This is a genomic window from Sutcliffiella horikoshii, assembly GCF_019931755.1.
Lineage (GTDB): Bacteria > Bacillota > Bacilli > Bacillales > Bacillaceae_I > Sutcliffiella_A > Sutcliffiella_A horikoshii_E.
On record NZ_CP082918.1, the window covers coordinates 3,163,840 to 3,179,376 of the forward strand.

Sequence of the window (15,537 nt, forward strand, 5' to 3'; positions counted from 1 at the left end):
CTATCCCATATATTTTCGATATAGCACCATTATTTCTCTTTTCGGAAGTCGGGCATAGATTTGGGTAGTCCTAATATCACGATGACCCAATTCGTCTCCAATAAAGGACAACTCTGCTCCCTTCGCTAGTAATTCTGTGGCAAATGTATGGCGCAATCGATGTGGGTGCAAACTGGAGGACAACCCCGCTTCCACTCCGATTTTCCTGATAATATCTTGGATAGTTCGAACACTTAACCGTTGTCCTTTCCAAGATATAAAAAGACTGTTAGGCAACTTAGGTCTCACAGAAAAATACCGTTCCAAAAGATAGGCACACTTTTCGGTAAAATGAACATAACGAATTTTCTGTCCTTTCCCCATCACACGTGCCGTACGGTTTTCTAGATCCACATCCTCTTTATTTAATTCACTTACTTCACTAACTCTACATCCCGTCGTGAGCATAAATTCTACTAACACCTGATTTCTTAAGGACATTTGCTCACTTTGCCTTCGCGTTTTAGCAATTTCCTCCTTTTCCAAATACTTGGGGAGGGATTGAGGAAGGCGAGGAAACCATCTACTCTTAACAGGAGAAACATCCATTAACTCTTCTTCTACACAAAATTTATAGAAGGAAGAAAGGATACTTAATCTTAGCCTTAATGTTGCCTCACTTTGATGCGCTTCATTATGTTGAAACCATTCAAGGATTGTATGGGAGGGTATCAATGTAAATGGCTCTTCCATCTCACCAAAAAATCGTTCTAGAAAAGAGCGATATACCTTAATCGTGTTTTTACTTCTGTTTAATATTTTTAAACTCATTAAAAACTCTTTTACGATGTCTTGATTGACTTTTATAGGTATTGGTTTCGTTAATTCCCAGTAATTACTCATGCTCTCACCTCATTAATTGTAAAGGTCATATTGTTTTTTTCGTGCATGTTCCATCAGTCTTGTATAAATGCGGGTACTATTAATATCAACATGTCCCAGAAGTTCCTGAATGTAACTTTGTGGCATATTCTTTTCCGCTAAATGGGCAGCAAATGTATGACGCAAAGTATGTGGGGTAATTTTAAAACCAAGTGTTTGGGAGAAGCTACGAAAATTTTTTTGAATATATTCTCGGTGTAACGGCATCCCTCTTCGATTACAAAATAAATACTCGCTATAGACTTGCCGCTTGTCGAGATACCCCTTTAGCCGTTCTGCACAATCATGGGTAAAAAGGACAAAACGTTCTTTATTTCCTTTTCCTTTTTGTATCCATATTTGGCGTGTTTCCCACTTTACTTCTTCTAGTTTGATGTGTAATAGCTCACTAACCCTCACTCCTGTGGCATAGAGGGTTTCAATAATGGGGCGGAACTGGTAATCCCCCTTTGTTAATTCTTGAAGTTGTGCGACTTGGCGCCTGCTTAGATAGTAGGGCAGAGAATCATCTTTTTTAAGAGCTTTTACAGTTAGCGTAGGAGGTTTTTTCAAGATATTTTCTTCTATACAATAGTGGTAAAAGGATTTTAAACCTGCTAGTTTAATATGAATCGTATTTTTACTCAGACCTTCTTCCAGCATAGAAGCAAGCCATGCCCTTATATCTGTTGCTTTCACGTCATCGTAATTTTTCCTGCAAAATGAAAAGAATTGATGGAGGGAAAGTTTATAACTTCTTAATGTCTCCGCGCTATAGCGGGAGCGGTTATCTTCTAGAAACGTTTGGATTATATCTGTTTTCATGGTTCACTACCCCATTTTATTTTGATAAGCGGAAATAATATCTTCCGATAAAATACGTGCATAAATACGTGTCGTATTCAAATTTACATGTCCCAATTCATCCGCTATTAATTCCAGGGTTGCTCCCCTTGCTAACATGTTCGTTGCAAACGTATGGCGACAACAATGCGGATGTAACGTTTTTGGAAGTCCGGCCTTAGAACCAATTTTTCTAGTAATGGAATAAATAGTGTAGGTGGTTAAAGGTTGACCTGTTTGAGATATAAATAGCGGTTCCTCCTTCTTATAGGGTCTGGTGTGAAGATATTCGTTCAGAGCGATGGAACATTCCTCAGAATAGTGTACGTTTCGAATTCTCTTTCCTTTTCCTGTTACCTCTGCTGTTCTTTTTTCTAGATTGACATCTTGGATTAATAGGGTAGAAACTTCTGAACTCCTGCAACCAGACGAAAATAAAAATAGAATTAACGCACGATCACGAGGAGCCAAATTCTCCGCCACAATTTTCACCTTAGAGTATTCCATTTCATTTAAATACTTGGGCAAGGACTGTGGGATTTTAGGTCTCCATCTTTTTTTGATTACTACATTTTCTAGGTACTCTTCAGCTAGACAAAATTGAAAAAATGAAGTCAGTGCGGATAAGTAAGCGTCTACTGTCCGTTCCTTTTTTCCCTGAGTAAACTGTTTCAAATGCTTTCTCACTTCTTCAGCTGTTAATAGTTTTAAAGGAACTGTACACTCTGCGAAAAATCGTTCTAAAAACCAACGATAATTTCTGATAGTCTTTTCTGATTTGTTGGCCAGTTTTAAACCTAGCAAATATTCATTCATAATCGTCCTCGTTGATTCTTCCTTAATCTCACTCTTCCAATACTCTCTCATCCATAAACCTCCTTCTCTATCAAGAGCTTACTTATGATAATCTTTAACTAATAATCTCTTTTTTATACGCTGAATCCATGCAGACCTTGGCTTGGAAATTAAACACTAATCATATCTCCATGTCGATTAAGATAAAGATTATATAGGCTTGTTCAATAAATTTCGTCCGAAAATGAAAAATGAGCGCTAATCCTTGTTTGAGGATAGCGCTCTTTAAATGCATGTTGAATAAGTTCTAATTATTCATCTCTATATCTAAAAAATGACCATTCTGTTTTATTACCAAGTTTTAAAAAGCAAGTTAAAAAGGTAACTTGGAGGCTGTTCGCATACTTAAAACATTAAGAGATTTGAACAACAAACCTGGCAACTAGTTAGTTAGCCCAGTATGTTAGCTGAAAAATGGAAGTCCTCTAAACCTCCTCCATTTTTAACCTGGTGTTAATCCTGATATTTCTTCCATTTACTCGAGATGAAGATATATAGTGTTTATCCTCAAGAGCCTGAACAAATTTTCGGTGCACTTCATTATTCCTAATTTGAGGACGCTTTCCATTTTCAGCTATCTCCGCATAGGGATCACCCAATTTTGTTAACAATTCTGTAATAGTAACAAAATCAAACTCTTCTATTCGCTTACTGATTAGAATGAGCTTATTCTCAACACGCATATCAACAGCCATTAGAAAGTCAAAAACTTCCTTGGATACTTGCACATGATTTTCGAGGATAAAGTCAGCCAATCCCTCAAAAAATGCTGTATCTTCTTTTGATAAGCCAGCTACGCCAAGTCCCTCAATCAAACTGATTTTATACTTTTCCGGGACGCGCTCTGAATGGAATAGCTGTACCACACTATCATGTTCCAACGGATAGTTATCCATATTTTCAATAAATTGATCTATATTTTCCTCCAGGTATAAGCAAATAAGGTTGTTGTAATTTGCTTTCAATGATTGAAAGTTCTCATTACTCAGTTTTAGCACACCCTGAATAATCATTGTTTCTAATCTTTTCAAAGGTATGGAATCAACTGGAAAGTAGCTGAATTTTGAGATGCTGCTTGTTAATACCTCAAAGGACTCTTCTGTAATCTCCTGATTTTTTATAATTGCTTCAGATACTTTTTCCACAGTATCTATATCAAACTTCTCTGCATCCCCTATATAATGCTTAGATAGCTCGCTTGCAACTTCTGTGTTATTGAGAAAGTCAACCAAATCCCCATCCAAGCTTTCTCCTTCTTGGAAATAAGCAACCACATTTGACCAAGTTATCTTGATTTTTTTGAAACTAACAAGCACTGGCCAAACTGCATGGTTTACTTTGGTAATATCTGTTATTACTACCGGTTGCTCTACAATAACTTCTTCTTTTAGATTCATTGAGACGTCTTTACGATTCAATAAATCAATCAGCGCATGCTCTGTTTCCTCCTTGATCGCCACTTTTAAAAGCACTTGATGCACGTATATTTCTATATTTGAATCAATATAATTTTGGACATCTTGTCGATCCGTTTGCTTAATGAAAGAATAAGATAATTGTTCCGTAGTTACTCCAAGGATGGTTGCTAATGTACTTGGATTAATTTTATATAACTCCTTTTCAACCACATTATCGATAAGCTCCTGATCGCTCGATAGTTTTTCCAAGGCCAGAAATTTCACATCCAGTTCTAGTAATATCTGCATCCGTTTGTTGTTATCTGTTGGTGCTATTGTTAGAAAATCATGATGTCTCGCGATAAAGTCTGATAGTTCCTCTCCTTTGTTAATCTTTATAATATCGTCTATGTTGGCAAAGGCTAGGATGTCAGATACATAACTATCCTTTTCTTCCGCTGAGAAATTAGATTCCTTCTCGATAAAATGCCATATATTGTCCCATTTTCTACAGATGGATTGGACAAACCGTTTTTTGTGCGTCGCTGTTCGCCTGAACCCGTCAATAAAATCGATGGATTCTTTCTTTTCGTTGGCTAGCTGGGTAATAATGGTGTCGTAATAAGTTTGGTAAGTTTCACGATGACTATTTTCCATCAGATGGTTAAGTAAATAATAATTGAGGATTTCCACCTGTTTAAATTCATTACCATTCAAACGTTCGATAATTTTATCGATATTGAACAGGGAGTGATGTGCTTCTAACGGTTCATGATTTTTGACACTAAAAATGAATTTCATATCTGCTTCGGTTAAGCTACCGGGATGGAAGTAAGTGAGATAGTGGTTATACATTTCATCAATATATCCATGGCGCAGCAGGTAAATTAACAGCTTTTTATCATTAATACCATCTGAGAAAACGTCTTGTGGGTCACTTTCTTCGATTAATTCTTTCAAGGATTTGGCGCTTGCTTCTGCTTTTTGCTGTTTTAGCTCGGCTAGTTCTTCCTTAATGCGCTCTATTCTGTCTTCTTCACGTATATTTATATATTCCTCTCGCTCAAAGTAGTTTTGCTTAGTGCCGAAGACAGTCGCGATTTGCTCGGCTTTTTCTGTTTGTTTTCTACCATGTTTGGGTAAGAAATAGTTGACTATATCTGTTTTTTTTAGATTATCGAAAAAATTCTGTGCGTTAGAATCGCTGTTAGAGTAATAAGTTGTCCCTCCAAAGGCAATATAATAGTTGTGGTGGGACTGACTCGGTTTGTAAATCCCTAACTCATCTAAATAACTCACTTGCAATTCTTTTAATGAAGTCAGTGTTTCTTGCTCTGTCCCTTTAATCTTTACCTCTAGCGTCTCAATTTCCGTTTCTAGCGTGTGCGTTCGAGTGCGAATAATCGCTGATTTATTTTGCAAAACATCGTAGACAAGTCCCTTCTTATATTGCAATTGCGAGAAGTCAAACGGATAGATGTTTTTATAGATGACCATAGCTAAGAGTTTATTCAAATCAAGGTCGATGCCCCCGAGCTTGTCCTTGTAAATAATAAATTCGTTAAAAACATTTTTTAAAATCCTCATATCATCTATGTAAATCGTCACATCGTTTAAGAAACTCCTGTCTATTTTGTCAGTGTACGTTAATTTGTCAATTTTCTCCGTTAATTTATCTATCGAATTTGAGGAGTTAATAATCGGGATGACAGGAATGATAAAATCAAAAAATTTCGTGCGATTTTTGCTGAAGTCAATCGTATCTTGCATCTTGCTGCTGTCCTTATCGACGACACCGAAGATTTCATCCTTAACGGCATATATAAACACAACCCTCCGTTTGATTTGCTCGGAGTTGTTGATAAGCGCATTCAACTCTCGTAAGCTCTCAAATATAACTAAGTTATCAAATCGGTCCAAATCCTCGAAAATTACAACATCATACTTAGTAGCTTCAAAGAAATAAAGAATTTCATCGAGGTATTTATCAAAGATGGATTGAGCATCCACGTTATTTTTTTCAATCGTCGCATTGGCTATTGTCACTTTATTAAAGTTTAGATTGCCGCGGACCAAGCTGTAAATATTTTTTAAAAAGACAAATGGAAACAATAAGGTGACTGTAATCAGAAAAAAGGTCCATAAGATGTTTAAAGGTTGTCCACTAGTGAAATTTTGTTGAAGTAGAGTCCCCTGAAAGTTGTCTTTTAGGTATGTTGGTTGAAATAGATAGATACTAGCTGTCACTGAGGCTACCAATAATGTGAGAAAAAGAATAATACTGCGATTTTTCACATGCTTAATGCGCTTGAATCGCGAAAAGGGAATGGTTCGATCCTTGACGCGATATATCATTTGTTGGAGGATGCTTTTCTCTAGGTCATCCTCTTCGTTTTTCCCTTCTTGTGGCTGAAAAGTTGCTAACGAGATATTTAAAAAATGGTACGTATTTCCATGATTTTTTTCATACGTCTTAAGTACACTACTCTTTCCTGAACCGTATGGCCCAGTCAATGCAATGTTCTTCACATTGTCATTCTCCAAGCCCCAAGATATTGCCTCTGCATATTTACCATTTTCATCAATGTCAGTGCTTGGCGTTAAGTCCTCGAACAAACTTTTAGGCTTGTTTTCACCGGTAGCTAGTTTGGTCTGGAGCTTGGTAAGGCTGTTGGTTAGTTTCGTTAACGCTTGGATAATCCATTTTTTCATTAGTACACCTACTATACTATTATTTATTAGGTTCGCTTTACGATGCTTTGCATACAGAGTCATTATTTTTATTAATTTAATAATAACATTTGTAAAAATTTAGTGTGATTAATAAATATATTTACTCAATCAAATGGTCCAAAAATGAAAACAAGCACATATCCTTATATGGATTGCGCTCGAGCGTATTATTAGGTCAGCCTCTTCTCCTCTTATTCTGGTTGACCTTTTTTGAAAGGTCTTATGATAGCGGTAGTCGGGGTAGAGCGTAGCGCTTGTGGGATTTGATTCCGTCAGCAAAACTGTTCGCCCCCTACTTGTATAAACATGTTTTAGCTGGTTGAGACATGGATCCCATTAACCAAGCGAACTTATGGCATTACAAGGAGCTTAGGGGTTACCGACTAATTACCTTATTATAGGAGCAGATTGGTAGATGAACCCAGTGATTGTTCTGGATGTTTCAAAAGGAGACAGTCGGGTACAAGCCTTTTTCACGATGAGCTCTATTTTATCTTAATTAAGCTCCCAGATTGTTGAAGATCTTATAATATTATCTTATTAAAGAAAAGCTCCTAGATTGTTGAGTAATCCTAATTCAAAAATCAACTATTGGTAAATACATTCATTCATTTCAGTTGTAGATTAGTTTTTTATCCAAGTTATTAATCGTAAAACTTGAAATGGGTCACTCCAGGTAATAGCGAAACTCAAAATAAAAAATGCTCCAACCGATAAGAATTTCCAAACGCCCTTTTCCCTTTAAACATAGCCTCAAAACAAAATAATGATCCGATAACTAAAAAAACAAACCCCATAATCATAAGAAACTCAAATGATTCCGAAAAAACATAGGAGCAACTAAACAAAATAACACCGATAATCGCAAATACAATAGACCATATACTTAGATGTTTCATTGACTACTCCCCTCTGTCACATATTTAATTTTCTAGGAGCAAACCATTATGCTGCAATCGCTCCTAGATTGCTGAGCAAAGACCATATTCGAAAAGTTATACATCACTACTATCAATATTAAGGAAGTAATCATTGGGTATGTAGGTTGGGATTTTTTCAGGAGAGTCAAATAAACTACTTCTAGTAAATATGGTGAAGCCCACCTCTCCAATATCTAGAAAGGTTTCGAGTTTATTAACATCAAGGTTTTTAAATACTAAAGGTTTATCCACCCAATGTTTTGGGGGAATTAAATCTTGCTCTGATAAATCTATCCCGTGAAAAATGAACACACTCAGACCATTACAAACTAGGTCTTCTGCAAGCTTACTTATAAGATGTAATTTATCTATTGAGTCTACTTTTATAACTGCTCCATCTGACGAAAATTCATAAAATGGAATATTATTTGATATTAAAGTCTCTTTCTCGTATCCAAAAATCATTGAGTTCAAAACAAAGAAAACAGGAAGACCGAACATTTTATGGACTAACGAAATTATTAAATCATTTGTGATGTCAGTCATTCCAATTGAGATAGATGCAAAAGCATCTTTTGGAAAGTCAATACTATTAATTATGTTTTGGTCTGAATATTGTACAAAATATTCTTTTTTCAACTTCAGTCCTCCTTCAAATTTTCAGTTCCTTATGTTCTCCATTTAGCTGAATAAGAAAATTCATTTTTTGAGATATAAATACAATACTTCATTTGCATCAGGAGTTTTTAATAATAATTGAGAGTATTTGATTAGGCATACTCCAATAAACTCTTCTTCATCACTTGTATCCACTTTTGCATTGAATTCTTCAGGCAAAAACAAAATATAATCCCCACCAGTTTTTTCCCATAAACCCTGTAAATATTTCAAATCATCTTTGCTAATGATTTTAGTATATGGATTTCTTATGTTTTTACCATTAATGCAGCTTGGTTCATACCACCAAAGAATCGTGATTTTTCGGATCCATAAATACTTGTTATGCAGTCAAATAAGCCTATTAACAAGTCTTTTTTTGGTTGTGCTAATGGGAATTCAATTAATGTCTTTAACTCAGCTTTTTGTCTTGTATCTTGATTTAAATCAATTATATCTAAAAATCCTTCCCAAGAGCCTTCCATACTCTGCCTCCTTAGCTTGGTTAAAATTTAGAAAATGCTATAGATTATTTTTCTCGTTTGAGAAAAGCGACTGTCCCTTTTCCACAAAAGAGCATATATAAATAAGATGACTTATAGTTAGAATAGTATGATTTCTTTCTTTTCTCCTAAATAGACATTACAATTAAAACACCCAATAAAATAATTGCTAATCCGAATAAAATTAGAACTCCCCTCATTAACCAGTATGGTAGATATTTTAATAATAGAGAAATCAAAAATAATACGAGCGTTTCTACTACTCCAGAGTTATAAGCAGCAGTATCATCGAAATATTTTTCCTTTTTATGCTTATCTTTTGTTAGTCTTATCCCCCAAATAATTATTGAAACACCAATCAAAAAAAGAATTGTTACTCCAACATAAACCCAAATCATTGTGCCACCTATTTTCGTAAATTCTATTACCTCTATCTATTTTTCCGTATATCAAGACAAATATTACTTACTCAATAATCCTGCCCTAAATTACTTAATACCTATTAATTCAACCCTCGACCATTAACTCAATAATTAATTTCACATAAAAGAAGCTTACCTTGAACCAGATAAGCTAAATTTAGTTGAATTGAAAGGGAATGATTTTCAAAATTCAAAAAATATACATAAATAACATTAGTGTTTTCCTTTTTCTTCCGTACAATATATACAAAGGGGGAATAGTTTTGAAATATGGCGTTTTTTTAATTATGTTATTGATACTTATGGGGTGCTCTTCTAATTCACCAGCTGGAACCTTGTCGGACAAGGATACAAACCCTAATGTAAATATTATTAAAGAAGTCGAACCCGACTGGCTAAAACATCATTATCTGTCTGATAATATGGATCGAGGAAACCACGATTACTATGATCAGGTTCTCGTGATTGATCCAACCGTAATACCATCAAGCTACACTCGAGGAGATATTGTATTTTTTAGCAATAGTACGAATGACCAAATGATCTCCAGAGTGATTGCACTTCCAGGAGAAAAAGTCAGTATTTCAGATGGGCAGATTTTTATTAATAACAAGAAATTAGATGCTTTTTATGGGAAAGCACATCGGCTCGGTTTTGATAAAAACAGTTACTTTCCAGCAATGGATAAGGCAGGAGTAGAGTACAATAAGGAAGGGATGATGGATACCTTTAATACCAGTATGAAAGAACGGGAATTATCCGAAAACGAGTATTTTGTGGTTAGTGACGATTGGATGCGAGGAACTATGCAGCCCCTTGAACAAGGCGACATAATCGGTAAAGTGCTTGGCTACCAATATGGCTACAAGAACTAACTATTGGTTGAATTTTAATCTTAGTCACAGAAATGAATAATTTTACACCAGACTTAATAACGAGGCTATTAATATAGTTGGATAAAAAATTTCAGAGATTACTTAAAGGGTTTGCTTGTGACTTGCAAACAATAAAACCTTATGAAAGACGCAATGTATATAGCAGCATTTTTCAAACTAGAAGGCTTAGAGGTTTTTTCCTCTAAGCCAATTTTTTATTTCGATATTCTATAAAAGCTCCTAGTTTGCTGAATAATGGTCATCCGTATTTTTTGGTGAAGAGTCGACCAGGTTTAAATTAAGATACTCTCTACATTCACTCCAAGCTTTCATATAGCTACTTAAGTCCCTGAAGGTGAACTTTAATACATACACCAATACCGGGATGCAGTTTAAAAATCAACTCTTAAATGAGGCCCTTTTAGCGTAATAAGGAATTCAACAAATAAGGCCATTAATCCTTCTTAGATTAACGCTGATCCTATCTTTTAAATTTAGTAATTCACATACTATTTAAAGTTATAAAGTTACCATTGTTTTTAAGCGTTTTTTAAAAGGGAATGTGTCACCCTCTAATTTTGCTTCTATGATGATTTTTTTAGTAATTTTTAACAGATGGATGTCAGTAGAACTAAAATAAATCTTTAATTCTTTCTTAGCTAACTCTTTTGGTTTACAGTTAAGAAAAGTAAATGAGTCATATCGATATGCTCCAGCAACCATTCTTCCTGTTTCAATATCATTCAACTTACCAGTATGAATAATTGTATTTGTATCATCAATTAACTGAAATTGTATATCGTTAATTGTTTTAACATTTTCTGCTGAATTATAGATATCAATTTCAAAGTGTAAATCTGCTGAATCAGCTTCATCAAGCATATCAATAGATGCTGGTACACCGTAATCAGACTTATAATACTGGAAGTCATATCCTTTTAATTTTAACGATACTTTACCTATATTCTTCAGCCAATGTGTAACAAGTAAAGTACTAATAGAACCTAAAACTGTTCCAAGAACAGCTCCAATTACACCATCGTATTCCTTCAATACATAGAGTACTTGATTAACTGTCACCTAAAACATTCCCCTTCATCAAACTTTACTCCTTTCGCTTTGCTCCGATGTGATATATCTTTGAATACTTTACGGAAGTTCTGTACCTTTGCTTTTCCATCACACACCACTGTGCGGCAATGACTTTGACATTTTTTATCTTTGCTTATTCTATATAAGCCCTAGATAGTGGAATAAGCAAATAGATTCACAAATTACTACTACCAGTCTTCACTAATTTACATCAACTATAAAATCTCCTATATGGTTGCCATCGGTATAAACGGAAACTTCCCAGAATCCTGGTTTGTCGAATCCAATATAGGATGGCATCGTCTTCGTTGCTCCTAGGTTTGGTTGAGTAAATCCGTGGTCAAACTCCCAGGTTGCATAATCGAAACTATGCCCATCTAATAATAATGGGGTTTTTTCTCCTGTTTCTAAATGAGTCCCTTCAACCCTCACAGCCCCATTTATATCTTCAGATGGTCCCCAAAAATGCCATAAAGTCTTTCGGGGTTCATTTGCAATATAAACACCATCTAAAAAACCTACTTTACCCTCTACTCCAACAAATTCCTCCGTTTCAGAAACAAAAGTTGGAGTGGCTTCGTAAACAATTGTTTCTTTCTCACATCCTAAAACAAACAATGCCAAACCTAATCCAATGAAGACTAAACGAAAAGTACCTAGCAAAGTAATCATCACCTCAACTAAAATTTTGTTCTGAATTCTTATTCAATTATCCTGCCCTTTAATTGAATATCCTTATTTATACAGAAATCTCCTTATTTTTCCGATAATTTTTCACTAGTACAAAAATCAAGTATGAAATCTCTTTTGATAACGTGCTACAAAACCATCTGACCCAGTAACTGAGATTGTACATTGTACAAAAGAAAGGAGCTGATTCAGATTAAGCTCCTTTCTTAACCATATTCGTTTTTTGATATGGCTCCCAAGAACTCTATATTCTTCTCAAATCGTTATTGCTCTTTGATATTTTGCATTAGTAGCACGAATATTATATTCATACAAATGAACGGGCGGCAGCATGTTTTGATTAATGCAGCGACCAAGTTCCACAGCCAATCCTGCTGGACCGAAATAGAACAAGTGAATTTCGGAAAACTGATTTTCACTTTGTAAGCGGTATATTTCTTTTCGGAACACACTCTTCAGAACTTCAACATCATCCTCATATAAAACGGCATTTAGTTTTGGCTCGTCAATTTTGATGTTCAACCTTTGGAACGGACCTTCTACCGCATCTGTTATATCCCGTTCATGAATGGTTCCGCTGACTTGTAAGCTGACCACAAGCTTTTTATGAACTTCTTCTGAAACCTTTACTTCTGGCAGCCCCACATTCTTATCAGGGTTCACATTTTCGTGACACCACATTTGTGTATCCCTATCAAATTGATGAACAACAGCGGCTGTTGTATCCGATATCAGACTTCCCAAATGAATTAATAACGGAATCGGAGAAAGCGGGAAAACAAAAAGATACGTCCCCTCATGTTCCTTCTTTGACTTCACCACTTTACGGAAGAAATCCTCATTTTCTTTCTTGGCAGCAGTCCAGCCTTCTTCTGTGAAATCAGTAAATTCCTCCTGTAAAGAAACAGCATCCAACAATAAACAGTTGGTTTCCTTAGATAAAAGGATGGAATCGACAGGCATGAGGTTTTTTCGCTTATGAACCACCACGATTGCCTTATTTTTCTTAGAAAGCTGTTCACTGACCCAGCTTTCATGTTTTTCTTTCATGTCAAACAAATCTTGAGGAGGGTGCTCCTTATGATTCGTGTCAATGGTATGGTGACACGGACTGCACATCAGCATCAAATTCTCAAGGGAATCGATATTCTCATCGGTTATGTCGAAATCGTCAGCAAATTCTCGCCTCGGTCCACCCTTCTTTCCCTTTGCCTTCCCAATGATATGAGCTCTCTCTCCAATATTTACTTTTGCATTAACATCATCCAAGATTAATGGCGTCTTACACCTAGCACACAATCCACCTGAACTAATCCATAACGAACGGTCTTCAGTCGTAGATAATTTAAAAGGGTCCCTGCTCATGGATTCCACACCTCTAACTTATTTATTTTTACAGTCTTCCGATTTCCTACCCACGCTCCGATGGATTCGGTGCCGATAATAAAGAAAAAAAGAAAGGATGACTCACACTGCGTCTTTTTCAACACTTTCTTCCACTCTCTTCTATCGTGAAAAGAAGGGGAAGGATGTTTCTCTGGATGAGTGTGCCACTCCCCCACATAATTACAGGTACCTTCACTTTCTTCCCAAATCTTATCAACGAGTTCCTGATGAGTTTCCAGGTGCTTTTTAAAGAAGCACCTTTCACGTCTGTCTTTTTCCGTTGGTTCGGTGATTAAATCAATGATGATGTCATCCGAGCCCTCTATGAACCTTCCCATTAAAACTCCGCCCGCTTCCGTATCACGGCTTTCTAACTGACGATAGGTACGGAACTTTTCCAGGACATCATCGTTTATCTTCAACTTCGAGGTTGGACCGAACGAGAAAATCATGGTGTTTCACCCGCCTGACATATTACACAATTTTCGTTCTTATATAAATAACGGGTATCAAACAATAAGTCGGAAGGAAATCCATACCTCGGACTTAACTGATATCCTTGACTGAGAAGTGCCGTGGAATCACCCTTCCAGGACATAAGCGGGCTATCCCTTTCCTCACCTGACAGAATCCTTACAGACAATCTAGTGGCCATGACCGCTGTCTCAAGAGCATCGATTGAACCGTACGGAGTGTAAACAGATTGACAGCCTGCCAACGTTTTTCGGAAATTTTGACCAGGAGCTGCAAATGACGCCTGGTTGGCTATTAAGCGCTTCGGTTCATCAGGTTGAGTGAACAGGCACTGAAAGCAGCCTGGTGTCCCTTTCTTCGTTGATAAAGCATGCCCGCCTAACCCAATGGGGTCTAGCCAAGTAAAAAGAATCGGCGGCGCCCCGTCCATTTGGCGCAGCATTTCATTCACGTACAGCTCTTCGGTCGGGGATCCGAGAGCGATGATGACCAAATCCGATTCAAGCAGTAGCCCTGGTTCTCCTTGGATGATGTCCAAAATATCGGAGGTTTCATATTCCACCTCAACGAACGGAAACTTTATCTCCATGGCTCTTTTCATCGCCTCTGTCTTAGGAAAATGGTAATAGCAAGCACTATCTTTAAAATAAACATCACTGATTCCCAATTCATGCCGATAGACGTTATCGATATTCAAGGCATCGTTATCAATCAAAGTAAACCTTTCAATTCCCGCACGTGCCAGTTCAAAGCATATCCTGCTTCCCAGTGACCCCAGTCCAACGACCGTCACTTTCTTATCTGCAATTCGGTTATGTCCCTGCGTTCTATTCAGCAAATACTCCTTATCATGCCGTTTGATATCCAATGGCATCATTTCAAATGCAGCCTGGTTTTTCCTTATAGGATGAAGAAAAGGAAAATGCTTTCCTTTTCCCTGTTCTGCACGGAAATCAGAAAGCTTTAAGCCTATAAGAGCTCTTTGCCCCATGGGGATAGGGATGCCAAGCACGATATACTCCTCATCCCCCTTTTGGATGAACTTCCTCTTCAAATATTGATTCAGTTTATTCTTGGTTGAAGCCGTAATGTTGTGCTTGATAAGCTGTCGATAATTCCTGATATCCCATGTCTCCCAAAATGCAGGTGGTTTAATAGTAGAAGACTTCCTCAAAGGGATATAAATTCCATTGCTCCTATCAAACTCATCCAGCACATTGCGGCTGCTATATAAACGGTTCAAATAATAAACCTTGCTTTCATTAATACTGTCCAACAATATGGATTTATTTCGATTCTCATCATGAAAAACAACTATCTCTTTGAAGCGGTCTTCTGGTGTGAGGATAGCATCCACTCGGGTAATCCCTTCTTGCCTTGACCACAGAGCTTCAAACTCCACTAGGAAGTCCTCTGAGTTCAGCTTAAGCACACCCTCTTCAAGCGTTCTTTTCGCGCGTTGAAACGATTCATGGATAATGCCCTTCGGGTTGTTCCTGTCGAGCAGTACCCCTTCATCATGCGAGTAGCAGATAAATCCGTCAGGCTCTATGTGAGGAATGAACCCAGCTTCTTGACGGTTTTTCAGGAAGTACATCGGTTTTTTCAAAGGAAAAAGTGAAGGAAGAGCAAGTTGGATCGTGAATTGCTCTTCCGCCACACTCATCTTCCCCTCAAATGCATGAAGAAATTGACTACGCTCACTTTTTACTTGGTGAACATCGATTGCCTGTACTTCGGCAAACAGCTCGTCCAAGTTCAGGCTATCTATCGTAAAATCATCAGCCATA

General features: G+C 36.8%; 14 protein-coding genes. 1 reads left to right on the plus strand and 13 read right to left on the minus strand.

Features of this window, described 5'->3' with window-relative positions; all coding sequences use genetic code 11:
* From xerA to K7887_RS16245, 8 genes are all read right to left on the minus strand, one after another.
* Positions 1–882, minus strand: a complete 882-nt coding sequence (gene xerA, locus K7887_RS16210; RefSeq protein ID WP_223490567.1) for a site-specific tyrosine recombinase/integron integrase — start codon at positions 880–882, stop codon at positions 1–3.
* Positions 883–894: 12 nt separating this feature from the next.
* Positions 895–1,725, minus strand: a complete 831-nt coding sequence (locus K7887_RS16215) for a tyrosine-type recombinase/integrase (protein ID WP_223490568.1) — start codon at positions 1,723–1,725, stop codon at positions 895–897.
* A 6-nt stretch (positions 1,726–1,731) separates the two neighbouring features.
* A complete protein-coding gene (locus tag K7887_RS16220) occupies positions 1,732–2,610 on the minus strand; it encodes a tyrosine-type recombinase/integrase (RefSeq protein ID WP_223490570.1) in 879 nt (292 codons plus the stop codon).
* Positions 2,611–3,023: 413 nt separating this feature from the next.
* Positions 3,024–6,707, minus strand: a complete 3,684-nt coding sequence (locus tag K7887_RS16225; RefSeq protein WP_223490572.1) for a YobI family P-loop NTPase — start codon at positions 6,705–6,707, stop codon at positions 3,024–3,026.
* A 1,016-nt stretch (positions 6,708–7,723) separates the two neighbouring features.
* A complete protein-coding gene (locus K7887_RS16230; protein WP_223490574.1) occupies positions 7,724–8,287 on the minus strand; it encodes a hypothetical protein in 564 nt (187 codons plus the stop codon).
* A gap of 60 nt (positions 8,288–8,347) precedes the next feature.
* A complete protein-coding gene (locus K7887_RS16235) occupies positions 8,348–8,539 on the minus strand; it encodes a hypothetical protein (protein WP_223490576.1) in 192 nt (63 codons plus the stop codon).
* A gap of 35 nt (positions 8,540–8,574) precedes the next feature.
* Entirely contained in the window at positions 8,575–8,790 is a 216-nt protein-coding gene (locus K7887_RS16240) for a hypothetical protein (protein ID WP_223490578.1), read from the minus strand.
* Positions 8,791–8,936: 146 nt separating this feature from the next.
* Complete coding sequence (locus tag K7887_RS16245; protein ID WP_148966328.1) at positions 8,937–9,206, minus strand: hypothetical protein; 270 nt, start codon at positions 9,204–9,206, stop codon at positions 8,937–8,939.
* Between the two features lie 287 nt (positions 9,207–9,493).
* On the opposite strand from K7887_RS16245, the gene lepB reads away from it, so the two are divergent.
* Positions 9,494–10,105: a signal peptidase I gene (lepB, locus tag K7887_RS16250; RefSeq protein WP_223490580.1), complete on the plus strand. Its 612-nt coding sequence runs from the start codon at positions 9,494–9,496 to the stop codon at positions 10,103–10,105.
* 519 nt (positions 10,106–10,624) lie between these two features.
* Here lepB and K7887_RS16255 read toward each other — a convergent pair.
* The 5 genes from K7887_RS16255 to K7887_RS16275 all read right to left on the minus strand — a co-directional run bounded on the left by K7887_RS16255 (position 10,625) and on the right by K7887_RS16275 (position 15,536).
* The gene (locus tag K7887_RS16255) at positions 10,625–11,185 is read right to left on the minus strand and encodes a hypothetical protein (RefSeq protein WP_223490583.1); all 561 of its coding nucleotides are present in this window, start codon (positions 11,183–11,185) and stop codon (positions 10,625–10,627) included.
* A gap of 213 nt (positions 11,186–11,398) precedes the next feature.
* Positions 11,399–11,860: a DUF4871 domain-containing protein gene (locus K7887_RS16260; protein ID WP_223489976.1), complete on the minus strand. Its 462-nt coding sequence runs from the start codon at positions 11,858–11,860 to the stop codon at positions 11,399–11,401.
* 282 nt (positions 11,861–12,142) lie between these two features.
* Positions 12,143–13,252 (minus strand): SAVED domain-containing protein, encoded by a 1,110-nt coding sequence (locus K7887_RS16265; protein ID WP_223490584.1) that lies wholly within the window; start codon positions 13,250–13,252, stop codon positions 12,143–12,145.
* Entirely contained in the window at positions 13,249–13,725 is a 477-nt protein-coding gene (locus K7887_RS16270) for a Mov34/MPN/PAD-1 family protein (RefSeq protein WP_223490585.1), read from the minus strand. The genes K7887_RS16265 and K7887_RS16270 overlap by 4 nt, the downstream gene beginning before the upstream one ends.
* Positions 13,722–15,536: an E2/UBC family protein gene (locus K7887_RS16275; RefSeq protein WP_223490586.1), complete on the minus strand. Its 1,815-nt coding sequence runs from the start codon at positions 15,534–15,536 to the stop codon at positions 13,722–13,724. Before K7887_RS16275 ends, K7887_RS16270 begins: the two co-directional genes overlap by 4 nt.
* Position 15,537 lies beyond the last annotated feature (1 nt).

Coding starts and splice junctions, on each gene's coding strand:
- xerA (WP_223490567.1), bottom strand. CDS start 882: ATGAGTAATTACTGGGAATTAACGAAACCAATACCTATAAAAGTCAAT.
- K7887_RS16215 (WP_223490568.1), bottom strand. CDS start 1,725: ATGAAAACAGATATAATCCAAACGTTTCTAGAAGATAACCGCTCCCGC.
- K7887_RS16220 (WP_223490570.1), bottom strand. CDS start 2,610: ATGAGAGAGTATTGGAAGAGTGAGATTAAGGAAGAATCAACGAGGACG.
- K7887_RS16225 (WP_223490572.1), bottom strand. CDS start 6,707: ATGAAAAAATGGATTATCCAAGCGTTAACGAAACTAACCAACAGCCTT.
- K7887_RS16240 (WP_223490578.1), bottom strand. CDS start 8,790: ATGGAAGGCTCTTGGGAAGGATTTTTAGATATAATTGATTTAAATCAA.
- K7887_RS16245 (WP_148966328.1), bottom strand. CDS start 9,206: ATGATTTGGGTTTATGTTGGAGTAACAATTCTTTTTTTGATTGGTGTT.
- K7887_RS16265 (WP_223490584.1), bottom strand. CDS start 13,252: ATGAGCAGGGACCCTTTTAAATTATCTACGACTGAAGACCGTTCGTTA.
- K7887_RS16270 (WP_223490585.1), bottom strand. CDS start 13,725: ATGATTTTCTCGTTCGGTCCAACCTCGAAGTTGAAGATAAACGATGAT.
- K7887_RS16275 (WP_223490586.1), bottom strand. CDS start 15,536: ATGGCTGATGATTTTACGATAGATAGCCTGAACTTGGACGAGCTGTTT.